This is a genomic window from Arthrobacter sp. 05L417 (genome assembly GCF_056397865.1).
Genome location: NZ_JBFTOG010000009.1, coordinates 90343 through 111909, shown reverse-complemented (window position 1 = coordinate 111909; position 21567 = coordinate 90343). Strand labels below are relative to the sequence as shown.

General features: G+C 61.9%; 21 protein-coding genes and 1 pseudogene. 10 read left to right on the top strand and 12 right to left on the bottom strand.

What is annotated here, in order from left to right; all coding sequences use genetic code 11:
- Positions 1-36 precede the first annotated feature (36 nt).
- Positions 37-1008, bottom strand: coding sequence for an aldo/keto reductase (locus AC1DJW_RS09895; RefSeq protein ID WP_476901298.1), 972 nt, complete (start codon positions 1006-1008; stop codon positions 37-39).
- A gap of 145 nt (positions 1009-1153) precedes the next feature.
- Here AC1DJW_RS09895 and AC1DJW_RS09890 point away from each other — a divergent pair, with 145 nt between their 5' ends.
- The 5 genes from AC1DJW_RS09890 to AC1DJW_RS09870 all read left to right on the top strand — a co-directional run bounded on the left by AC1DJW_RS09890 (position 1154) and on the right by AC1DJW_RS09870 (position 5059).
- A complete protein-coding gene (locus tag AC1DJW_RS09890; RefSeq protein WP_461836362.1) occupies positions 1154-1819 on the top strand; it encodes a TetR/AcrR family transcriptional regulator in 666 nt (221 codons plus the stop codon).
- A gap of 852 nt (positions 1820-2671) precedes the next feature.
- A complete protein-coding gene (locus AC1DJW_RS09885; protein WP_476901297.1) occupies positions 2672-3352 on the top strand; it encodes a hypothetical protein in 681 nt (226 codons plus the stop codon).
- Between the two features lie 20 nt (positions 3353-3372).
- Entirely contained in the window at positions 3373-3630 is a 258-nt protein-coding gene (locus AC1DJW_RS09880) for a hypothetical protein (protein ID WP_476901296.1), read from the top strand.
- A 31-nt stretch (positions 3631-3661) separates the two neighbouring features.
- Positions 3662-4207: a prevent-host-death protein gene (locus AC1DJW_RS09875; protein WP_476901295.1), complete on the top strand. Its 546-nt coding sequence runs from the start codon at positions 3662-3664 to the stop codon at positions 4205-4207.
- Between the two features lie 6 nt (positions 4208-4213).
- Positions 4214-5059 carry an abortive infection family protein gene (locus AC1DJW_RS09870; RefSeq protein ID WP_476901294.1) on the top strand — a complete coding sequence of 282 codons (846 nt, stop codon included), beginning with the start codon at positions 4214-4216 and terminating at the stop codon, positions 5057-5059.
- Positions 5060-5129: 70 nt separating this feature from the next.
- Here AC1DJW_RS09870 and AC1DJW_RS09865 read toward each other — a convergent pair whose 3' ends face one another.
- From AC1DJW_RS09865 to AC1DJW_RS09815, 11 genes are all read right to left on the bottom strand, one after another.
- Positions 5130-6119: a hypothetical protein gene (locus AC1DJW_RS09865; RefSeq protein WP_476901293.1), complete on the bottom strand. Its 990-nt coding sequence runs from the start codon at positions 6117-6119 to the stop codon at positions 5130-5132.
- A 25-nt stretch (positions 6120-6144) separates the two neighbouring features.
- Positions 6145-6279, bottom strand: a complete 135-nt coding sequence (locus AC1DJW_RS09860; protein WP_476901292.1) for a hypothetical protein — start codon at positions 6277-6279, stop codon at positions 6145-6147.
- Positions 6280-6308: 29 nt separating this feature from the next.
- The gene (locus AC1DJW_RS09855; RefSeq protein WP_476901291.1) at positions 6309-7118 is read right to left on the bottom strand and encodes a hypothetical protein; all 810 of its coding nucleotides are present in this window, start codon (positions 7116-7118) and stop codon (positions 6309-6311) included.
- Between the two features lie 137 nt (positions 7119-7255).
- On the bottom strand, positions 7256-8425 hold the full coding sequence (locus AC1DJW_RS09850; protein ID WP_476901290.1) for a hypothetical protein: 1170 nt from the start codon (positions 8423-8425) through the stop codon (positions 7256-7258).
- A gap of 91 nt (positions 8426-8516) precedes the next feature.
- Positions 8517-9542, bottom strand: coding sequence for an L-glyceraldehyde 3-phosphate reductase (gene mgrA / locus AC1DJW_RS09845; RefSeq protein WP_476901289.1), 1026 nt, complete (start codon positions 9540-9542; stop codon positions 8517-8519).
- A 77-nt stretch (positions 9543-9619) separates the two neighbouring features.
- Positions 9620-9895, bottom strand: a complete 276-nt coding sequence (locus AC1DJW_RS09840) for a hypothetical protein (protein ID WP_476901288.1) — start codon at positions 9893-9895, stop codon at positions 9620-9622.
- Positions 9896-10014: 119 nt separating this feature from the next.
- Complete coding sequence (locus AC1DJW_RS09835) at positions 10015-12255, bottom strand: alpha-galactosidase (RefSeq protein ID WP_476901287.1); 2241 nt, start codon at positions 12253-12255, stop codon at positions 10015-10017.
- Positions 12256-12263: 8 nt separating this feature from the next.
- A complete protein-coding gene (locus tag AC1DJW_RS09830; protein WP_476901286.1) occupies positions 12264-13232 on the bottom strand; it encodes a glycosyl hydrolase family 32 in 969 nt (322 codons plus the stop codon).
- 57 nt (positions 13233-13289) lie between these two features.
- Positions 13290-14129, bottom strand: coding sequence for a carbohydrate ABC transporter permease (locus AC1DJW_RS09825; RefSeq protein ID WP_476901285.1), 840 nt, complete (start codon positions 14127-14129; stop codon positions 13290-13292).
- A 44-nt stretch (positions 14130-14173) separates the two neighbouring features.
- Positions 14174-15139, bottom strand: coding sequence for a carbohydrate ABC transporter permease (locus AC1DJW_RS09820; RefSeq protein ID WP_476901284.1), 966 nt, complete (start codon positions 15137-15139; stop codon positions 14174-14176).
- A 77-nt stretch (positions 15140-15216) separates the two neighbouring features.
- The gene (locus AC1DJW_RS09815) at positions 15217-16572 is read right to left on the bottom strand and encodes an ABC transporter substrate-binding protein (protein WP_476901283.1); all 1356 of its coding nucleotides are present in this window, start codon (positions 16570-16572) and stop codon (positions 15217-15219) included.
- A gap of 233 nt (positions 16573-16805) precedes the next feature.
- On the opposite strand from AC1DJW_RS09815, the gene AC1DJW_RS09810 reads away from it, so the two are divergent.
- The 5 genes and pseudogenes from AC1DJW_RS09810 to AC1DJW_RS09790 all read left to right on the top strand — a co-directional run bounded on the left by AC1DJW_RS09810 (position 16806) and on the right by AC1DJW_RS09790 (position 21559).
- Positions 16806-17822, top strand: coding sequence for a LacI family DNA-binding transcriptional regulator (locus AC1DJW_RS09810; protein WP_476901282.1), 1017 nt, complete (start codon positions 16806-16808; stop codon positions 17820-17822).
- Positions 17823-17978: 156 nt separating this feature from the next.
- Complete coding sequence (locus AC1DJW_RS09805) at positions 17979-18410, top strand: hypothetical protein (protein WP_476901281.1); 432 nt, start codon at positions 17979-17981, stop codon at positions 18408-18410.
- Between the two features lie 156 nt (positions 18411-18566).
- Positions 18567-19301, top strand: coding sequence for an HpcH/HpaI aldolase family protein (locus AC1DJW_RS09800; protein WP_476901280.1), 735 nt, complete (start codon positions 18567-18569; stop codon positions 19299-19301).
- 756 nt (positions 19302-20057) lie between these two features.
- The gene (locus tag AC1DJW_RS09795; RefSeq protein WP_476901279.1) at positions 20058-20393 is read left to right on the top strand and encodes a carboxymuconolactone decarboxylase family protein; all 336 of its coding nucleotides are present in this window, start codon (positions 20058-20060) and stop codon (positions 20391-20393) included.
- Positions 20394-20846: 453 nt separating this feature from the next.
- A pseudogene (locus AC1DJW_RS09790) lies at positions 20847-21559 on the top strand (SDR family oxidoreductase).
- Positions 21560-21567 lie beyond the last annotated feature (8 nt).

Genomic DNA, 21567 nt, shown 5'->3' with positions numbered 1-21567 from the left:
CGTGAGTACTTCACCGAAGTTCCTCGTATCTTCCGGTCAGGACCGGGTCTCGGCAGTTAGCGCCGAGACCGCATTGAGCTGTTCTTGGGTGAGCTCGACATCTGCTGCGGCGGCGTTGGCGCGGAGCTCGTCGGCGGTCTCGGCTCCAACGATCACCGATGCCACGGCCGGGCGGGACAACAGCCAGGCCAGCGAGACCTGCTGCATCCCCAGTCCCCACCCGCGGGCCAGTTGGTCGAGTTGGCGGGCGACGGCGATCTCGGCGTCGGTGTATCCGGGCCCGCCGTAGCGCTTGCCTCCCGCGATCGGCCGGTCCAGGACCGACAAGTCGGCGAGGAGACCGCCGTGCAGCGACGCATAGGGAATGATCGACAGACCGAACCGCACGCACGCGGCGGCGAGCTCCTTTTCGGCGCTGCGGTCCAGGAGGCTGTACATCACCTGCGCAGCCACGGGGGCGGAGACCAGCCGGCGGTCATCGGCGATCCACAGGGCCTCGGTCATCTGCCAGGCCGGGTGGTTGGACAAAGCGACATACCGCAGCTTCCCCTGCCGGATCAGATCGTCGTAGACGGCAAGGGTCTGCTCCAGGGGCGTGTTCGGATCAGGGAAATGCGCGTAATAGAGGTCGATGCGGTCAGTGCGCAGCCGGCGCAGGCTTTGCTCGACCTGCTGGATGATGTACCGGCGCGAGAGACCGGCATCCGGATCGAACCTCCGCTCCCCCGACTTGGTCGCCAGCACCACCTCATCCCGCCGGCCGGCCAGGGAGCGGCCGAGGATCTCCTCGGCGGACGCCCGCTCTGCCGCCGGCGGAGCGCCGGGCCGGTCGAACGTCGAGGTCGAGCCGTAGACATCAGCGGTGTCAAAGAAGTTGATGCCCAGATCCAGAGCCGCTCCCACGACGCTATCGGCTTCGTGTGCGCTCGGTGCCACACCGAAAGTCGCCGTGCCCACGCAGATGCGGGACACACGCATGCCGGTCGGTCCGAGAACGGAGTACTTCATCTAAAGGATTCCCATCTGCGAGTCTCGGGACTGGGCTGACGCGTGCGGCGTTCCGTCAGGAGGTCCCGTGCGGCTACGAGCCGTGTCGAACTTAAACCATAACCGACTGGTTATATTTCGGCAATGGTCATGAGAAAGTAGTGACATGCCAGAAGCCGCAGAGACCAGAACACGGGGCCCCTACCGCACAGGCGTCCGCCGACGCGAGCAGCTCATCGGCATCGCGATGGACGTCTTCGGCGAACACGGCTTCGCCGGCGGATCCCTCCGCACGATTGCCGAGCAGGCCGGCGTCAACCACGCCACCCTGATCCAGCATTTCGGCAGCAAGGAAGGCCTGCTCACGGCCGTGCTGGAGGAATGGGACCGACGGACCGTGGAGAACGGCCTCATCGATGTCAGTGGATTGGACTACTTCCGGCGGTTGCCAGAGGTCATGGCCGCCCACCGGGACAACCGCGGCCTGCTCGAACTGTTCACCACTATCGCGGCCGAAGCCTCCAGTCCGGCCCACCCGGGCCACGCGTTCATCACCCAGCGCTACACCTCGAACCTGGCAACCCTCGCCGGGCATTTGCAGGAAGCGGTCGAAGCTGGCGACATTGTTCACCTCTCCCCCGCGCAGATTGAGATTGAAGTGCGGTTATTCACTGCCGTGATGGACGGCATGGGCCTGCAATGGCTCCTCGACCCCGAAACCGACATACACGCCAGCGTCACAACCTATGTCGAACGCGCCATTGCCGCCTGGGGAGGCCGGTGGCGCCCCTCTGTCCGATTCGGAGGGCACAACCAGAGGATCGAAGATTGAGAGGAAGACACTCCCGGCAATCCGCGCCGTCCTTTTTCCGAACGGTCCCTCGCGGCCAGTCCGAGGACTCGGTGCACCGGTCCCGTTGCAGGGGTGGGCCCTCGTTGCGCGGAGCGAACGCTGCGATTTAGCCCTTGCGGCCCATCGCCTCGTATAAGGCCTCCTACGTCGGTGCGGTCGACAGGCTGACTCAGACGAGAAACACCTGGCGAGGTCCTCAATCACATGCAGCAAAGACGTCTCTGGGCCCTTCCCTCACACCTGCGAATGCGGGAAACTCGACCCACCAACGTTATTAATGAGGTGGGTCGTTGCAGTGGCACAAAGATGGTACAAGAATAGGTCAGAACCCGCGTGATTCCGGGGATTATGGTACCCACCTCCTATATCAACTTTGGTGCAACGGAGCTCTTGTGGTCGCTCCAGTGAATGTTAAAAGAGGAGGTGGGTAGCCGATATTGGCTGTTCCCCTGATCACAGGGGGAAACCGCCTATGAGATTCGTTCCTCCAGCGCTGGTGAAACCAGTTCAGCAACGCCACCCCTATTCATTCTCTATTCGACCGGTGAACCGGGAAAGCCAATGAATGGTCACCAAAGATCTTTCATGAGGTGGGTCAATCAGGAGAGCTGTGCACGCTTCGTCGGATGCTCTCCGAGCGCTGGCGGCCGGGCTCTGTCAGGCGGAACATCGAGGCGGACCCACACGCGGTGGGTGGTGCGATACTGAGGTCAGTCGAGAGGAGCTATACGTGGCAACGAGGCAGGTGAAGGGCGAATCGATGCGGGAGCTCACCCTGGCAATTGGCTCAGCGCACGTAGCATTGGCCTCCGACGAACAGGCTGCCGGCTGATGGCGTGGGACAACGGCGAGCAGATGATCCTTGCCGAGTGGCTGTTTGTGGAGACCGTCGACGACATCCGTCGCAGGTGCCAGGATCCGGCGATTCGCACGCGGTACGAGCTACTGGGCATCGCGCCATTGCTGCGCAAGCTCCTGATCGATGACGCGCCGCTGCTCCATACGGTTCGTGCCGCGAGGCGAGAGGTGCCGGTGCATTTCCGCATCCATTCGTGGAACGATCTAGAGGACAGACTTGCGGGCGACGGCTTGACTCGCTATTTCGGGATCGGAGACGAGAGAATCGTCGGCGGCCCGGGCGCGTCGCCGATGACCCTCAAGCAATTTCTCAGGACCGTCGTCGGCATCGGTGAAGGAGCCGAGCTCACGGCACGGGCCGTGATTCGCTACTACGCGCATGTCGAAGGTGGAGTGCATTTCGGAACTGTGAAAGATCCCGGCGAGCAGACGTTGAGCAACATGTCCCCGATGCTCTTGGGGCACGCGACGGGCCAGGTCCAGATCCTCGGCCAACTCGGGCAGATCGTCGCCGATGCGCTGGAGCCATTGCGCCGTTCAATTCTCTCCCAGCCGACGATTCACAAGCTGTGGCATTCCAAAGACGACCGAGGGCTGTTCCTCAACCATTGGACTACGGAGTACCTCGAACGTACGAGCGAGGGGCAGCGCTGACGTGCCTCTAGAGGCACGAAATGGGTCCTCCCCTATCGACTGTGTTCTGCTATGACTCCACCATCGTGAAGCCCGAGGAAGTCACCGAGCTCATCGACTTCCTCCTTGCCCGACCCTGGTTCCTGACCAGTAACGAGGTCCTCCTCCGCCACGCCATCGAGTCCACGCCCGCACGGCGACGTCCGAGCGCAGATGCGATTCATCGAAGCCGAGGCATGGGCGTCGGAGATGAGCACCATCCGCTCCCAAGTTTCGCGCTGCAGCGACCCAACCCGTGACTTCCGAACACGTTCCGAATACGATGCAGGCATGACTCTCGTTGCTGGCCGACCTGCGGCCACTCGGCGGTCCTCGGACTTGAGCAAGCACTCAGCCGAGGTTTTCGCGGAGGCGGAGGACCACCCTGTCACGGTGACTCGCCGTGACGGCGAGTCACTGGTGCTCATGTCTCAGCACGAAGCCGATGCCCGGGCTGAGCTCCTGAACATCGCCGAACTGCTTCTCGCTGCTGCGCTTGAGGACGGCCCCCTGACCGAGCACATGGCCAGCCGGTTCCCATGGATGTACGCGCTAAGAGCCGAGGACCGGGACGAATGTGCTCGGGATCTGATCGACGCTGCGCGGGCATCCTTTGCGACACATCAGCCCTGCCTGGCAATCACCACGCTCACCAGCTGGCGCGAGACAGCCACAGCGATCGCAGCGGGACTGGGAGTGCAAACGGTTGAGCGGATCGACGAGGACGACGAGACTGCCGTCGAGAGTCCCCCGCGCATGTCCAGAAATACACTGGTCGGACGATCGACGACGAGGTCAGAGCACGTGTCGAACTACGACTCAGATGAGACGAAGTAGACGGACATGGGAACATTCACCCCACGAGTGATGCGGTTGCTCTCGGACGAACTGACCGCAATGCCGCTGCGCCAGATCGACGCTCTGTTCGATGATCGGGGCATCGTGCTCGGTCCGCCGCAGCCCCGCGAAAACGACGAGAGCGTTCGACGGGAGCGAATGCGCCGGCACCTCGCGACGCTCGATTTGAGCGGCTCCACCGATGTACAGCGATTGACGGCCGTCTTCAGCGACGTGCTGCAGAAAATTTTCAACGACAGTGCGGCTGGTTGGGGCACCAACGACGGCTTGCGGGACAAGTGGTGCCGGATCCTGCGCGAGGACGGCTTCGAGGTCGACGAAGCCACCGGCGTGGTGCGACTTGGACGGGTCGGAGCACAGCTGACCGAGCACGCGCTCAACGCCCTGCCCGATCCGCAATCCATCCAGGACCACCTCCGCAGGCTCGGCGACAGCGTCGACACGGATCCTCGGCTCGCGGTGAGCACCGCCAAGGCGCTGATCGAGTCAACCGCCAAATGCGTGCTCACCGCCCGCGGGAAGAGTTACACCCGCGCAGCGAAGGTACCTGCCCTCGTCAACGCCGCACAGGAATCACTCGGCCTGGCAGCCAAGTCGGTCAGCGACGAAGACAAAGCGCTCCGCCAAGCCCTGCAGTCCCTCGTCACCCTCACCCAGAGCGTGACCGAACTCAGGAACAACGTCGGCATCGACCACGGAGCCGAGGACGTGCCGCGGTGGGTGCGCCCGCGGCACGCCCGCCTGGTCGTCGGAGCGGCGCAGGTCTGGTGCCAGCTCATGCTGGAGACCCTGGCCGATCCGGATGCACCCTGGCGTCGCTCGGCATCCTGATAACGGGCACCACCGAGCGCAGGAACGCTCGCCTGCGCCAGGGAGTGGATCGACGGGGCGGAAACTCGCCTCAATCTGTATCGGTCGATACGCTCCTGATGCGGACAGAGGACCGAAGGAAGTCACCGACGACATGAAGCAAGCTGACAGTATCGAAGTCGTTAGGTTCCTGGGCCCGATGGACGGCGTCGTTGCGGGCATCATTCAGGCGCTTCAGGTCCTCGAAAGTCACGTCGAACTCGAACCCAGACGCTTTCGCGATGTCGATGCAACGGCCCAGCGTTGCGCCCGCTAGGCGGGTACGTTGTCGCTGCGGAAGCTCCTCAATTCGCTCTTCCAGCGCCCGGACGAGCGTAAGTTCAAGCGCGGCCGCGGCATCGATGATCGCACGCCGGTAAAACCTGCGCGCGTATGCCGCATTCGCGTCACGAATAAGGAGACGCTCCAGGGGCGGCTCCTTACCGTCACGGACAGCGGCGAGGATCAATTTCCACTCAGCAGCGGTGACCGGCTGTATGCGACGCGTGGTGAGTTGAAGACCCAGATCGCCTTCGTGCGGCGGAGCAATGAACTTCAGCCCGGCCCCGACCGTTTCCGCATCGTAGACCCGATGGCCGGGGTCGAGATCCTGTCCCGTGCAAATCTCGACCCACGAGCGTACCTGGTCGAACCAGAATTTGATGATCTCTCCGAGCTGCTGGTCAGGGCCCCTCCATGATCGGGCTGCATCGATTGGAGCCTCGACTGCGGTGATCACTATTCGGCGCAATGCGGTCGCAGGTTGCAACTCCTCAGGAACGTGCGCCGCGTACTCTGTGGTCCACGCGACCAACTCCCCGTTGTGCGATTCGGGGACCTCAGCGCCCTCGATCGCCGGGGGACCGCCAATGGGAGGACGGTCCTTGGGCATCACCACATCAAACTGAACTCTGCCGTATCCTGACGGGTAAGTCTCGCTCAGAGCTGCGCAGCTCACCCAAATGGGAACGGGTAGCTCGTAGATTGCCGCCACGGTCTCGGTGGCATGTGGGTTCACTTCTGCCGCGTTCATCTCGTTCACGACTCCAAACTACTTGGTCCCGTCCTCACGCCAGCGCCCGCGCGACGTCGTAGCCGGCGGACTTTTCAGGTTGTTCGGTGTTTGGACGTACCTGTGCGTGGTCCGCGGATCCGGCTCGTCCCACGCCTTTCACGCCGCTGCTGCGGGCTGTAGTCGTCATGGCCTGTCCAAACGAAGCTTTCCAGGGCTTTACGAACCAGCCGGACGCCTCGGTGGCATCCTGCAATTTGCGCCTAGCGAACATCTCGGCATTTTCACCCCCCGTGAACTTTCGTTCCAGAAAAAAGCGTCATGCCCTGGCATCTGTGGGTGACCCGGTAAAGTCTGTCCCGCGGCACCATATTGAATTTTGTGCAGGATCAAGGTCAGTTCCTCGACGTGTTTGCGAAGCAGATTCAGTACCCGCCACGCTTCAAGCGGGCTCAGCGTTATTGTTGGACCAAAAGCGAGTTCCCGCCCGTACTCGTGGTGGGGTAAACCCAGGTCACTTTCTTCATCGCTTGGACCTCCGCTGATATCGAGTGCTTCGATTTTCCCCTCAAATTCAGCTTTGCCTTCTGGAGTGCGCAAGGAGTCCCGCAGATGGGACATCTTGTTGCGAATCCACTGAACATGCTCAATCTCATCTCGTTTGATGGGAAACCCCAGGTAGCGCTTGTAGAAGTCGTCGCACTGGTCCAATAGCCATGTCTGCTCGGTCAAGAGGTTGCGCAGTCCGGAGCCGTGTCGGCGTAGTAAGTCGTGGGCGGACTCTTCTAAGAAAACCTCGTAAAGGGTGAACGCATCCTTTATGACCGCCGTCGCTAGCTGATACCAGTATTGTTCCCAGAAGATGCCGACCCGGTCCATGAATAGGTTGTAGCCCTCGTCGCCGTAGGAATCCTCCGGGTTCATTTTCCGGTCGGCCTCATCCTCGGCGGCTTCTTCTTCGGCCTTGAACCAAGCTCTCATCGCTGTGGACGTAGCAAGCAAGAAACTCCGCAGTTCCAGTTCATCCATGTGCCACATGGAATACCGCGGAGTCGTCTTACTGTGTTCAAGCCCTGGGATCCGATCCTTGACGTTCATGGTCGAAGATTACATGTCCTCCTCCAGAGGGCTTCAGCTAAATCACTCCCTATAGCTGTGGGCTGTTCTCAGGGGCGCGTGCCTAGTTGGTTCTGATCTCGAAACGCAAGAGCCTCGTCCCGCAGTCCATTCAAGACTTCGGCGTTACGGAAAACGATCTTAGGATCGTAGGTGAAGGTAACTCCCAGCCGGCTCATTCTCTCCATGACCTCGACGTCGGTCAACTGGTCCAGCCACGCCACTATCTGCGGTCTTTGTGGGGACCCGTCGATCGTGCTGATCAAGTCAGCCAGATCTATCCGTACTGACGCCGCCCCGAGACGCAGTTGATAACGATCCACGGCGGTTGTTGTTGACCCCATGGACATCGCTCCACGCTCATCTTCATGACCGAGAGCGATCTCGTAGCGCGTCGGAAGCGCGGGCACGGGCGGTTCCGTACCCGTGATGAGGCGCGGCACCGCCTGCGTGCGGACCCAACGGGAGATCTCATCAAGCTCCTTTATCAGCACCGGCCACCGGTCGGTGCCCGGCCGGTTAATTCCGACGGTCGGGAACAAGGTGACAGGAACCTTGGTGCCGAGCGGGGTCTCCGCGATGATGTCGCCAATGCGCATCGGCTCCTCCGCCAACGGGGAGTAATCGCGCAGCGAGCGAGGCTTCTGGTCATCCCTCATCATGACCGCCAGCCTGACAGCCGTGATCGCCGGCGTCCTGTGCTTCGCATGGTTTGTGTGAAGCACGAGCCGCGCCAACGGGTGGAGGTCCGCCTGTACATGCCGATGGAAGGGCTGCAAGGCTTCAATCCGACGAGCCAGCTCGCCACCGGCGCGTAGCGACGGCGGACCGTTCCGGGCACGCTTTTTCATCCACTCGGCAAATTTCTCATAAGTATCCGATGCCGGCATCTCGACAAGCTTGGCGGCCTTCTCATCGACGGGTGCACCGTCCAGGAATTCAACCTCGGCGAACAACGTGTGCTCGAGTGCTGACCGGAAAGCCACCAAAGCGTCAGCCACGAGCAGCGGCACCTTACGCGGGATCGGGGCCACCCTTTCCACAACCGTTTGACTGATCCGGTCCTTGGACACCTCCGCCAGTTGAAATACACCACTTGGTTGGGTCTGGTAGTCGAAAAGCAGATCTGCGACTTGTCCGATGAGCTCGTCGGCGTGCGAGAGGGTCGCGGCGACCCCGAGATGGCGCTCAGGGAGCCAGGCATACATGTGACCGGTCATGAAGACACTCTAGAAGTGAACCTGGACGGATTACGCACCCGCCGCGGGGATGCCCGAGGCCCAAGATTCACCTTATGTCGCGAGCCGGGCGCTAGCGGTTGATGTCGGATTCGTCGGCGAACGCATCGATCGCCGCGATTTCTTCCTCACTGAAGTCAAGCCGCTCGAGGGCACCCAGGGTGTCTTCCAGCTGCGCGACGCTGGAGGCCCCGACCAGCGCCGAGGTCACGGGCCAGCCCTTCGGCTGCTCGCGCAGGATCCAGGCGATGGCCATCTGTGCCAGGCTCTGGCCGCGGCCTTCGGCGATGGCGTTCAGCCCGCGGACGCGGTCCATCCGTTCCTCCGTCAGCGCCCGCTCGGACAGGAACCGCTCCTTGGCCGCCCGGGAATCGGCAGGCATGCCTTTCAGGTAGCGGTTGGTGAGCAGGCCTTGGGCGAGCGGCGAGAAGGCGATGGAACCGGCCCCCACCTGCTCCAGGGTCTCGTACAGGTTCGGTGAGCCGTCCTCCGTCCAGCGGTTCAGCATGGAATAGCTGGGCTGGTGGATGAGCAGCGGCGTGCCCAGTTCCTTCAGGATCCGGGCGGCCTCCAGGGTCTGCTCCGGACTGTAGGAAGAAATGCCGGCGTAGAGTGCCTTGCCGGAGCGCACGGCGTGGTCCAGCGCGCCCATGGTTTCTTCGAGCGGGGTTTCCGGGTCCGGGCGGTGGCTGTAGAAGATGTCCACGTACTCCAGGCCCATCCGCTGGAGGGACTGGTCGAGGCTGGACAGCAGGTACTTGCGTGAGCCCCATTCACCGTACGGGCCGGGCCACATGTAGTAGCCGGCCTTCGCGGAGATGACGAGCTCATCGCGATACGGCCGGAAGTCCTCGCGCAGGTGGCGGCCGAAGTTGCTTTCCGCAGAGCCGTCCGGCGGGCCGTAGTTGTTGGCGAGGTCGAAGTGGTTCACGCCAAGGTCGAAGGCGCGGCGGAGGATGGCGCGCTGCTCATCGAAGCGCTTGTCGTCGCCGAAGTTGTGCCACAGGCCAAGGGAGATGGCGGGAAGCTTCAGTCCGCTGCGTCCGACGCGGCGGTAGGGCATGGAGTCGTAGCGGGTGTCCGCGGCTGAGTAGTTCATAGGTTTTTCTTTCCACTTTCCACTGGAGGAAGCCTGGTAGGCAGACGGCGAAGAGAATCGAACAGCAGCCCAATGAGTCACGTCAGGAATTCGTCGGTCACGTCGCCAGAGTCACCACGAAGCCCTCGTGAGGTCCACTCGTCTCGTTCATCCGTCACGCCGTACGGGATACCCTCATCGAGAGCGACGGTGTACGAGGCAGGTCCCAGCCGAGTGACGAGAATGCCTTGTTGGACTTCTTGGGCCTGTTGGCGCACGAGCACGACCGCAGTGCTCAGTTCATCCTCGATGTGGCTTGTGCTGTTTCCGGTGACGTGCAGGACTTGTCCGGATTCGATCGGGGTGATCATCATGGTGCTCCTTGCTGCTCAAGGACTCTTCAGCGCGTCCAAACTCGGAGGTGTCGGTGTGCCAATGTCGACACCGGCAGGGCACGCGGCCCGTGTCCTGCCGATGTGGACTGGTGATAGGTTCAGCTGGCTATGGTGATGCGGTATAGAACCACCTGATCGGGGTGGATCCTCGGGGATGCAACTCCGATTCTCGCGAGGGCATCACCAGGGAAGACTGCCCCGGGGAAGACCACACCATGCTGACTGGTTGCGCGCAGTGTAGAAGGTTCGACCACGACGCCATCGGCTGTCGGCTGGCCCCACCACTCCGGCGGCACCAGTCCGGAAGGAGTCGCCCCGAGGAAGATCGGTTCCACCCGGTAATTTGCCTCCGGGGCAATGCCACGCAGCTTCAAGCGCGCAGCAGGGTCGGGGTAGAGGCTGTCGAGTGCCGCGGCCGCGAAGATCGCTTTGGAACGGTCATTGCTGACGACGCCGTGAACTAGGACGTTCGAATCGGGGCCGTCCATCCGGACGACGTCGCCTGCAAGCAGGAGGTCCCGCTCCAGCTTGTAAAAACCAATCCATTCACGCAGGCTCGCAAGTTCTTCCTGGCTGGCAGCGGCCAAGTCCCACTCGACACCGAGATGTCCGAAGACGGCGGTGCCGGCACGGAAGTCGAGGTCGTGGTATCGGCCCGTCGTGTGGGAACGGCCCGAAGCAATGTGGGAGCCCAGATATTCGGGCGGCAGCAGTTGGGTGGTCCAACGCAACATCGACTGCCGGTCATGCGGGTCGATGTTGTCCGATACCCAGACCCGGTCCGTGTGTTCCAGGACGCCCAGGTCAATGCGGGCACCGCCCGAGGAGCAGGATTCGATCTCCAATCCCGGGTGCATCGACCGGATTTCCTCAAGCAGCGCGTAGAAAGCGAGAGTCTGTGCGTGTACGCTGGCCCGTCCGCCGTCGAGCTGGTTTCCGGCCTCGATGAGGTCACGATTGTGATCCCATTTGATGTAGTCGATCCGGTACTCCGCAAGGATCGCGAGTATCTGCTTCTTGACGTGTTCGTAGGCCTCGGGAATGCAGAGATTGAGTACTTGTTGGTGGCGTGACTGCACCGGCCATTCGGGGCGCGCTGCCATGATCCATTCGGGATGGGCACGAGCAACATCGCTGTCAGGATTGACCATCTCGGGTTCAAACCACAGGCCGAACTCCATGCCGAGTTCATGAACACGGTCCACCAACGGGTGCAGCCCAACCGGCCACACTTCCGGGGACACCACCCAATCGCCCAGACCGGAGGTGTCGTCGCGGCGCGAACCGAACCACCCGTCGTCGAGCACGTAACGCTCGATGCCGAGGGCGGCGGCACGCTCTGCCAGGTCGCGGAGCTTGCCGGCGTCGTGGTTGAAATAGACGGCTTCCCAGACGTTGAGGGTCACCGGCCGGTCAGCGGAGACCCGCCGCGGGCGGCTGCGCGCATGGGAGTGGAAACGGCGAGCGAGCTCGTCGAGTCCTGCCCCATAGGAGGCATAGATCCAAGGGCTCTCGTAGCTTTCATCACGACCAAGCCGCACCTCGCCAGGCAAGAGCAGTTCACCGCCGCCGAGAAGCTGCTCGCCGCTAAAGACCCTCTCGGCGTAGTGCTGGTGGTTGCCGCTCCAGGCCGTGTGGACGGCCCAGACGTCTCCGTTGCCAAATCCGAATCCGGGGGTTCCTGCGTGCAGGATGTAGGCGCTGTCGAATCCGGTACGGCCCTTGCGGTTCTCGCGCACATGCGTTCCTGTTCGCAGAGTGCCTCTCTGGGGTACGCGCTCGTTTGAGTGGTTGCCGGCGAAGTCCAGCAGTTCGGTGGCTTCCGCAGGAATAGGGAACGCCAGAGCGAGGTCTTCGAGTGCGAATTTTCTATCGGACAGGTTCGTCAAACGTGCCCGGCTTCGCAGCAGACCGCCCGGGAGCAGCTCAAGTGTCAGGTCAAGGCGCAACCGATCGGCGTCGTCGACGGCGTTGATTTCGAGAACGCCTGCGCCGGAGGCCGTGAACTCTGCCACGGAGGTGCCGTTCAGGGTCAGCGAAGCGGTACGGAAATTTGGCGACCAACCGACGCCCTCGAAAGAACCGCGCAGGCCTGGGCGGCCTGTCCACCCGGTGCTTTGTCCGGGTAGAAAGCCCGGACGGGGCGGCAGATCCGCAGAGCTGGAACCGGTCACCGGAACGCTGGCCGCGACCAGGGTCTGCGCCTGTTCCGCGGTCAACGCCGGCAGCGAGGGGCCCCAATGGACGATGGCGGGTAGCTGGCCGTTCCTGGCGTCTACGACAACGGATACTCCGTCGGCGGTCAGCTGGAGGATCGCGTCAGGGCAATCGTTTGGCATGGAGTTCCTCATACGTTGTTACGTGGTTCGCTAAGGGTCAGGCAGTCGCGCTCGAGATCCCAGTGGACCGGCATCGGGTCCGAGACAACGCCGTCGAAAGTGCCGTCGCTATTGGCGTCATGGCAGGCCATCATCAACCATTGGCCGTTCCGGTTCTGGATGAGGCGTCCGCTGTAGAGAGGTGCCGTGGTGACAACAGTGGCGGAGGCCACGTCGTAGGGTCCTGCCACTTTGTCCGTTTCAAGGCTCCAGATCCCGCCGCCCCCGAATCCTTCGGCCTTCCTCGCCGCGAGTGTGTCCACCCCGCAGGAGAACAACAGGACACTGCGTTCGCCGGCAACTCCGGTCTGTGGGACTTCGAGGTGTCCGAACCCGGCCCCGGGCTGACTCAGGGGCGGCCTGACCTCCCAGGTCTCAAGGTCGGGCGAGACGGCGTGGCCGATGACCCCGCGATCGTCGACATCGCCGGTGTTGGCCCTTGCTGTGATGAGCATGTGCCAGCCATTGCCACCCGGGTCGGCGAACACCCAGGGGTCCCTCCACGCTTCCTCCGGCCAGCTTGAGTCACCGTATTTTTCGTACCATTGCCTGTCGGCTTCAATCACCACGTCCGGCTGCTTCGTCCAGGTGTGAAGGTCGGCAGAAGTGGCAACGCCGATGGCCTCAATATTGTGTGTTTCGTAGAAACGGGCACCGGTATAGAACATCCGCCAAAGTCCATCCGGGCCTTGAACCACGCTTCCGGTCCAGGTAGAAGTTGCGTCGAAGGCATCCGGATCATCCGGCTGCAGAACTACACCGTGGGACTCCCAGGTGCTGAGGTCTGGCGAGGTGGCGTGACCGATCCGGGCGTTGCGATGCCTCAGTGCCGGATCGCCCAAGCTCTTCGGAGCATGGAGATAGTACATGTGGAACGTGGTGCCATCGTCGGCGAGCCAGAAGTCCCACACCCATGAGTCCTTGAGACTGAATACCAATTGATTGCCTTGTCTGTTGGTGGAGGTCCGGGCAGGGCCGGACCTCCAGAGCTGGTGCTATCCCTTGATTGCGGAACTGCTGATGCTGGCGACGAACCAACGCTGGAAGATCAGGAAGACTGCCAGGACCGGCACGATGAACATCGTTCCAAAGGCCAGCACCTGCCCCCATTCCGGCGGTTGTTGGTTCTGGAAGATGCTGATGGCCAGCGGGAGCGGGCGAACGGTGGGGTCGGAGACCATGAGCACCGGCCACAGGTATGATCCCCACTGGGCCAGGAACGTAAGAATTGCCACGGTGGCGAATGCCGGCTTGGTGATAGGCACAATGACCTGGAAAAACGTCCTGAAGGGCCCGGCCCCATCCAGACGTGCCGCCTCTTCGATCTCGCCCGGGACGTCGAGGAAGAAGGTGTAGAACAGGAAGATCGAGAACGCATTGGCAATAAACGGGATCGCCTGGATGACGATGGTGTCCCGCTGCCCGGAGAACATGTAGTACAGGGGCAGGGCGACGGCTTCGAACGGGATGATCGTCAGGACAATCACCAGTAGGAAGAGGATCTTCTTTCCCCGCCATTGCATCCGGGCGAAAGAGTAGGCCGCCATGGAGTTCACGACGAGGCTGCCGGCAACCACCCCAGTGGTGACGATGATTGACACCGCAGCGAACTGCCCGAAGTATCCGGTGGCATCCGAGCTGAGGTGGTCGAAGACTCCGGTGTAGTTGTCGAAGGTCAGGTTGGTCGGAACAAAGCCGCTCAGGCCGCTGAGGACCTCGGCAGAGGGGCGGAAGCTTCCGACAATCAGGTAATAGACGGGCAGGAGGAAGAACAGAGAGACCGCAGTCAGGATCAGGTAATGGAGGGCGGTTTGCAATCGTCGTGTGCGTTTCATGCTTCCGCTCTGCCTTCCTGGTTTCAAAGTCCTTGACATCGCCATCAGACGCCCCCTCGCTGGCGCGCCGCGGCGCGCTGAATGATTGCGATCACGGTGATGATCAGCATGAAGATGACGGTCATGGCGGCGGCCTGACCCACGTTGTTGTTGTCGAACCCGGTGTTGATGATCTGCGTCATCACAGTCTCGGTCGAGCCGCGGTCAACGCTTCCCGAACGGCTCAACAGATACACCTGGTCGAAGAGCCGGAACGAGAAGATGGTCGTGATGAGGGCAACGAAGATCAAGGTGTTCCTGATGCCCGGCACCGTGACGTTGAGGAACTGGGCCCATTTGTTCGCGCGGTCCAATGATGCCGCCTCGTAAAGCTCGGCAGGTACGCTCTGCAGCGCTGCGAGAACGATGATCATCTGGAAGCTCACGCTTTGCCAGATCGACATGACAATGATGGATCCGAGCGCAGTGGAAGGGTCGCCGAGCCAGTCATGGCTCGACAATGCGCCGCCGCTGAACAGACCGAGAATGGCGTTCAGGAGTCCCTCATCGCCGCGGGAGTAGATGAGCCGCCAGATCACGGCCGTCAGGGCCAGCGGGAACACCAGGGGCATGAAGATGAACGTTCGGAAGATCACCATGCCGCGCAGCTTGCGGTTGACGAGTACGGCCAGGGCCAGGGCCAAGACCGTCTGCACGGGCACGACGATGAGGGCGAAGGTGAAGTTGTTCAGCAGCGCGTGCCCGAAGGCTGCAGACAAGTCGGGATCAGTGAACAGTCGCGTGTATTGTTCGAAACCGACGAAGCGGGCCGGGCGCGGGCTGTTGAGCTGCACGCGGTAGAAGGACAGCACGATCGCGAATACGAACGGTGCGACGAGGAAGATTGCGAGGCCGAGCAGGGCCGGACTGGCAAAGAGGGGGCCTGCGAAGCGGTGCCCGGTGAGGCTAGGGGATGACCGCCGTTTGGCCGTCACCGCAGATGCCTGGATGTCTTGCGTTTGAGTAGTCATGGTGGAGGGCTTTCGCTGAAGCGAGTCCGGGGCGGTCCGGCCGCGCGCTGTGGTGGCGGCCGGACCTATACCGGAGGCTACTTCTTGTATCCGTCGTTGTCGGCGAAATTCTGGTCAATGGCGCGGGCAGCGGCGCTCAGGGCTTCCTTGGCGTCCTTGCCGGCATAGATGGCGGCTTCGGCCTTGCCCACCTGGTCGGTCACGATGGGGTATCCGGCGGTCACCGGACGGGTAACGCTGACACAGGATTCGTTGATCTGGTCTTCGGTGCCGCATGACTTGCTCAGCTGCTCGCCCAGGAGCTGCAGTTGCTTGCCGGGACCGTAGAGCTTGGACGCGGCCAGCGCGGTCTTGGTCGCGGGCGGTGCACCATTGGCGTCGGTGTAGGTGCTGACACTTTGGTCACTCATCAAGAAGTCCAGGAACTTTCCGGCCGCGGTGCCGTTCTTGGTGCTCGCTCCCATGCCCCAGGCGAAGGTGCCGGAAGCCGTCTTGGTGCCTTTGCCGAAGTTGGGCAACGGGATGGAGACGAGATCGCTGCCCAAGGCTTTGTAGGTGGGGTAAGTCCAGTGTCCGACCCAGCTCAGTGCAACGCGTCCGTTGGTGAAGGCCAGCCCATCGGCGTTCGGATCGGTGTACTTCTTCCAGCTGGCGAAGGTTGTCAGGGATTTTACGTTGGCGTCTGAGTCCAGCGCACCGGATGCCTTGTTGTCCTTGAGCATGGTGCCGCCTCCGGACCAGATGACCGGTCCCGCCGAGCAGCAGGTTCCCCATTCGTTGGCAAAGCCGTACTGTTCCGAAAGATCCAGGGGCTTTCCTCCCGGAACCACGGCTGCGAGCTTGCCCAGGACCCCTGTGAATTCGTCGGCCGTCCACGCCTTTTCCGGTGTGGTCGGATAGGCAACGCCTGCGGCATCCAGGAGCTTCTTGTTGCCCCAAAGCGCCAGCCCGGCGTTCATCATGCCCACGCCGTACACGGTGTCATCGACAGTGTTCTGCGCCTTGATGGAATCCGTCTGGTTGGACAGGGTTTCATCGGACACGGAGCCCTTCAGCGGGGCCATCTTGCCGTTGTAAACGAAGCTGGCCAACGTCGGTCCATCAAAGTCCAGGACATCGGGCAAGTCCTCTGGAGCGGCGGAGTTCACGGCCTTGGTGTACTGGTCAGAGGGAAAGAGCTTCAGGTTCACTTTGATCTTGCTCTGGGAGCTCTCGAAGGACGAAATGATCTTCTTCAGCGCATTGTTCTCGGCGGCCTGACCGTCGACGGCCCAAACATTGATAGTGCCTTCACCGGAACCTGCCTGAACGGAAGGACCGGCGCTGCCGGTTCCCGGACTGCCGCAGGCGGTGAGCGCCATGGTTGCGATGGATACCGCGGCGGCGGCGGTGAGGATCCGCGCCCCGCTCGTGGATTTCGGAATGGTCATCATTGATCCCTTCGGAGAATGTGAAAAATTTAGGGAGAGCGTTCAAAAAGCCTTCGACATCGTCAGGTGAAGCGTGAGAAGGATCACTACTCATGGGCTTGGGAACGAGTCTACGCGGGTAGACTCATTGGTGCAAGCGTCTTTTCAGCCTTGGTAAACGTTGGGCGAGTCGTCAAAAAGGCTGCGAGTCCACGCGGGTAGACTATGAGGAACAACGGAGTATTAAGGTGGTCTTCATGCCAAGTCTGCAGGCGCAGGCCGGAACCGGAAAAGTAACGCGGACCGATGTCGCCCGTTTTGCGGGAGTCAGCACGGCGGTCGTCAGCTATGTCATCAACGGGGGCCCCAAGCCGGTCGCGGCGGCCACTGCGGCACGGGTGCGCGAGGCCATCAAGGTGCTCCAGTACCAGCCGAACGCAACCGCCCGGGCCCTGTCCATGGGCTCCACGCGACTGCTCGGGATGATTGTCCCCGACAGCACCAACCCATATTTCGCCGAACTCACGGACGCCATTGCGCAGGCGGCCGCCGTCCGCGGCTACGCACTCCTCGCCGCGAACTCCCGCACGGATGCCGACACCGAGCGGCAAAACACCCTCAACCTCGTCTCACGCCAAGTCGACGCGATCATCCTCGCCACCGTGCTCACCCCAAGCGAAGTCGCCGCCATGCCGGTCCAGGGAATTCCACGGGTGCTCATCGACCAGTCCAGCGCCGTGCACGGCATCCCCACCATCAGCACCGACTTCGAACAGGGAGCCGCAATGGGTGTGAGGCACCTCATCGGTCACGGCCACGAGGACATCGGCATTCTGGTCGGCAAGGACATCGACCCGTCACGCGTGGACCCACGGCATAACGGCTGGAGGAAGGCGCTTCGCGAGGCAGGCTTGCCCGAGGGGCCTGCGGAATTTACCGAGTTCACCAGGCAGGGCGGCTACGAAGCCACGCTCCGCCTTCTTGAGCTGCCGAAGCCGCCGACAGCCATCTTCGCCAGCTCTGACCTGCTGGCCGTCGGAGCCCTTCGCGCCATCCACGAAGCCAAGCTGTCCGTACCCGAAGACATTGCCGTTGTCTCCTTCGACGGAACTTCCGAATCGGAATTCAGCTGGCCCCAGCTCACCACGGTGAAACAGTCGATCAACCAAATCGCTGACGCAGTCCTTAAAGCAGCTCTCTCCAGGGACGAGCCAAGCGGCGAGATTCAACTGTTTCCCACCGATTTGGTCATCCGACGATCTTGCGGTTGCTGACACAGGGCCTGCTCGGCCCTCAAATACGATGAGCCGACGAATGAGGTAGAAGTGGGACGTACGTGGACGGCGCTGTCGACATTGAAGCAGTTGCGGTCAAGGAGCATGGAAGTCCCTCTCCCTTGCCCAGATCGAAGTAGAAGTGCGATTGGCGAGTTGTACCTCGCCCCCCACCGACGTCGTGACAACGTTTCGACCGGCGTCGACCCGGCTCCTGGGCTGTGGCTCGGATGGGTAGTCGCCGCGCCGGAGATCCGCCGAAAAATGGCGCTCCTCAAACTTGCAGCCGATACACAGTGCAGCACCCTGAACATGTCCATCGTGTCCGCATTCCTGGACTCATATGACCTGGAAGCTCATACGCGCAGATCGGTTCAGATTCATAAGGCCCAGCGGGACCCCGCACTCAAAACCATCGAAGCCACGTTTCCGACCTCGATCGCACACACCAAACCGGACGGGGGCCTGTTCATCTGGCTCACCTTCCCAACGGGCTTCGACGCCGAGCAGCACCTTGCAGAGACAGCGATCCCTGAGGCCCGCGTCGCATATGTACCCGGATCGCCTTTTCTACGCTGTGTCCACTGAAGCCAATCATGCCTCAGCTACGCGGGAAAGACTCAGGAGCACCTGGTCCAAGGATTGACGCGCTTGGGCGAGTCCTTCCAACAGTCCGCTATCGGCGCATCTGCCCTAAAGCACCACTTCACCGCAGGCCTTTCGTACCGATTGTGAGCAAATCCCATGACCACACCATATGAAAACAGACTGTGGCACTTTCTTGGGTCCACCCAAATAGTGTCCATAACCTCGACGCTGGGGTTCGGATGGCACTGCCTGGACATGCAGCACGGCCTGTGGACCGAAGAGAAGATCCTGGCAGCCTTCGCTGGCCAGTCGTCGGAAACCTTGGCCGTCCGCCTGCGTAGTGCCAGCTACGCAGACATCGGATTCGCGCTGGACGCTGGCGCTGCCCACGTGATCGTCCCCATGGTCAACACTGCAGAACAGGCAGCAGCCATAGCCTTCGCTGCCCGCTACCCTCCCCGCGGAGGTCGCAGCTGGGGCCCGTTGACGGCGCTGGCCGGCTCCCCGGTCCGCAGCCCGGCTGACGCCAACGAACAGGTCGAACTCACCGCAATGATCGAAACCGGACAAGCACTCGCCAACATCGAGGCCATTCTCGATACACCAGGTATCGACTCCATCTTTGTGGGCCCATTCGACCTGGCACTGGACCTAGGTACCGACGTTGACTCGCTGCTCCGCGATCCTGGCTCTCCTTTGAAGAGAATCGCCGACGCCTGCAACAGCCGGGGAACCGCAGTTGGGGCCTACGCCGGATCTGCCGAACGAGCGAGGGCCTTCGCAGCCTTGGGCTACTCCTGGGCAGTAGCAGACAGCGACACCACGCTCCTGGCATCCGGAGCGACGCAAGCCCTGCAAATACCGGTTGCGAAGCGCCAGCGGGTCTACTGACCGCCAACACTCACGCAGACCAGACCCATGGCCACTGCAATCCGTGAGTAGATGACGAGCAAGGAAAGAACATCCCATGAAAGCAACCGACTGACTGAAGCACACCTCGGACCATTCGCCGGAGCGATCCGAGCCGCGGACCTCGCCAAAGGCATATCATGATGCTCCCTCACCTCCTGGCACGGGGAGTCCGATCTGATAGCCAGACGAGCAGCGCCCAGCAGATCCACACCGTCAAGGGCCTGGCTCATGGGGACTGACGCGCGGTGAGTTGATCCGGCGATTACCTCAGCGGCCTGTGCCGGCGTGATGTGCAGTTGATGGGCCCGATTTGCACGGGTAGTGACGCACGCCCTCATCTCAGCGCAAAAAAGGCACTTTCTGCGAAGCTTACCAACGTTGTCAGATGGGTAGGCAAATGTGCCTCTGAACTGCGGCAATACCTTTCTGCGCCCGGCTGCTGACCCATATGGGCCACCGCACATTACTGACCGCTCATTGTTGAGTTATGAGGTGGGTAGGGTACTTGCTACGCAGAATCTCACTCTATGAGATCGGTGTTTAGCGTCTCCTGTTGACGTATCAAAATCGTGGCACTGAAAATAATCCCAGGATCTCGGTTCATGAGTCCCGTGCCGTGATGGCTGCGCTGAGGGCTGTGTTGAAGCGCCTGGGTGTCGACTTCCGGCCGCCATTTCACGATTTCGACGGGTTTTACGGCTACTGGAAAAACAACAATACTTCCGGGTGAATGTCATGGGGGCAGCCCATTTCGAACGCAGCCTTGGACAGACCAGCGACTTTTGCCGCCCTGTCCAGGAACTTGCCACCGAGTACGCGTGGGGGAAGGTATGGCCCAGGCCGGGGCTGGATCTGAAGACGCGAAGCATGCTGAATCTGGCGATGCTGACTGCCCTCAACCGTCCCCATGAATTTGCAGGACATGTCCACGGCGCAGTTAACAACGGCGTAACGGAACAGGAAATACAGGAAGTCCTGTTACAGACAATGATCTACTGTGGCGCGCCTTCTGCCCTTGAGTCTTTTCGCGTAGCTGAGGCAGTCCTGCGGGAGATACAGCAGCAGGAATAAATCACTGCCGGAAGACAGCACGCTGGCTTGAGAAGTGAACCAGTGAATCAATGCGTGGGTGGGCTGATCGGATCGTGACGGCGGCGACGACGACGACGAGCCTAAGTCTCCATCTTCTACACAGACCCGTTGCTGTGCAAATGACGACCAGGCAAAGGACATCCTGCTCGCCAACCGCGTCGCCCGGCACCGCGTTTCGCGCTGGCCATCCTCGACATCGTCGAGCGGCTGCGCGCAGGCGCCCGCTGAACGAGGTGAAACCCGACCACCCTCTACGGCGGCGGCGCAGCTGGCTACACCGATTACGCGGCGCTGGCACACGCCTGATCGCATGCCCGTGGGCCGCCCGCCCCGGCCGCTTCCCCGGCCAGTCGACAGGCGGCTTACACCTAAGCCATCAAACCATCCGCACCGACCGATGCGGATAATCTCGCTACAAGAAAGGCCATGAAAATGCCTTCACTCGATGGAGCAGTCGTCCTCGTCACCGGAGCAAACGGCGGCATCGGAACCCACTTCGTCCACGACGCCCTCGCCCGCGGCGCCAGCAAGGTCTACGCCACCGCCCGCACCCCCCGCATCTGGGAGGACGAACGCATCGTCCCACTCAGGCTCGATGTCACAGACCCTGCCTCGATCCAGGCAGCCGTCTAAGCCGCCGGGGACGTCACGGTGTTGATCAACAACGCCGGAACCTCCGTGGCAGCGCGGGTATCCTCACCCACACCACAGAGGAAATCCGCACCAACGTCGAGACGAACTTCCTCGGCCCGATGTTCCTCGCCCGCGCATTCGCACCGAGCCTGTCAGCGAAGGATGAGTCTGTGATCATCGACATCCACTCCGCACTGAGCTGGTACGCCGTCGCCGGCATCTACAGCGCCACCAAGGCCGCCCTCTGGTCGGCGACCAACTCGCTGCGCCTGGAGCTCGCCCCCGCAGGCGTCCATGTGGTGGGCGTCCATGTCGGCTATGTCGATACGGCGATGGCTGCGCACGCCAGCGAGCCCAAGACGGACCCGGCTGATCGCGTACGTACCGTTTTGGATGCCGTGGAAGCCGGTGAGTACGAGGTTCTCGCTGTCGACAGGTCCGTGCAGCTCAAGGCCGGACTCAGCGCCCCCATCGAAGCCGTCTACCCACAGCTGACGGCCAAGAACGCATAAAGCACTCT

Bases quoted from the DNA above. Each gene is read 5' to 3' on its own strand.
- AC1DJW_RS09855 (WP_476901291.1), bottom strand. From the start codon at position 7,118: ATGGATGAACTGGAACTGCGGAGTTTCTTGCTTGCTACGTCCACAGCG.
- AC1DJW_RS09890 (WP_461836362.1), top strand. From the start codon at position 1,154: ATGCCAGAAGCCGCAGAGACCAGAACACGGGGCCCCTACCGCACAGGC.
- AC1DJW_RS09815 (WP_476901283.1), bottom strand. From the start codon at position 16,572: ATGATGACCATTCCGAAATCCACGAGCGGGGCGCGGATCCTCACCGCC.
- mgrA (WP_476901289.1), bottom strand. From the start codon at position 9,542: ATGAACTACTCAGCCGCGGACACCCGCTACGACTCCATGCCCTACCGC.
- AC1DJW_RS09885 (WP_476901297.1), top strand. From the start codon at position 2,672: ATGGCGTGGGACAACGGCGAGCAGATGATCCTTGCCGAGTGGCTGTTT.
- AC1DJW_RS09820 (WP_476901284.1), bottom strand. From the start codon at position 15,139: ATGACTACTCAAACGCAAGACATCCAGGCATCTGCGGTGACGGCCAAA.
- AC1DJW_RS09800 (WP_476901280.1), top strand. From the start codon at position 18,567: ATGACCACACCATATGAAAACAGACTGTGGCACTTTCTTGGGTCCACC.
- AC1DJW_RS09880 (WP_476901296.1), top strand. From the start codon at position 3,373: ATGGGTCCTCCCCTATCGACTGTGTTCTGCTATGACTCCACCATCGTG.
- AC1DJW_RS09825 (WP_476901285.1), bottom strand. From the start codon at position 14,129: ATGAAACGCACACGACGATTGCAAACCGCCCTCCATTACCTGATCCTG.
- AC1DJW_RS09850 (WP_476901290.1), bottom strand. From the start codon at position 8,425: ATGACCGGTCACATGTATGCCTGGCTCCCTGAGCGCCATCTCGGGGTC.
- AC1DJW_RS09840 (WP_476901288.1), bottom strand. From the start codon at position 9,895: ATGATGATCACCCCGATCGAATCCGGACAAGTCCTGCACGTCACCGGA.
- AC1DJW_RS09895 (WP_476901298.1), bottom strand. From the start codon at position 1,008: ATGAAGTACTCCGTTCTCGGACCGACCGGCATGCGTGTGTCCCGCATC.
- AC1DJW_RS09860 (WP_476901292.1), bottom strand. From the start codon at position 6,279: ATGACGACTACAGCCCGCAGCAGCGGCGTGAAAGGCGTGGGACGAGCC.
- AC1DJW_RS09835 (WP_476901287.1), bottom strand. From the start codon at position 12,255: ATGCCAAACGATTGCCCTGACGCGATCCTCCAGCTGACCGCCGACGGA.
- AC1DJW_RS09875 (WP_476901295.1), top strand. From the start codon at position 3,662: ATGACTCTCGTTGCTGGCCGACCTGCGGCCACTCGGCGGTCCTCGGAC.
- AC1DJW_RS09870 (WP_476901294.1), top strand. From the start codon at position 4,214: ATGGGAACATTCACCCCACGAGTGATGCGGTTGCTCTCGGACGAACTG.
- AC1DJW_RS09810 (WP_476901282.1), top strand. From the start codon at position 16,806: ATGCCAAGTCTGCAGGCGCAGGCCGGAACCGGAAAAGTAACGCGGACC.
- AC1DJW_RS09795 (WP_476901279.1), top strand. From the start codon at position 20,058: ATGGGGGCAGCCCATTTCGAACGCAGCCTTGGACAGACCAGCGACTTT.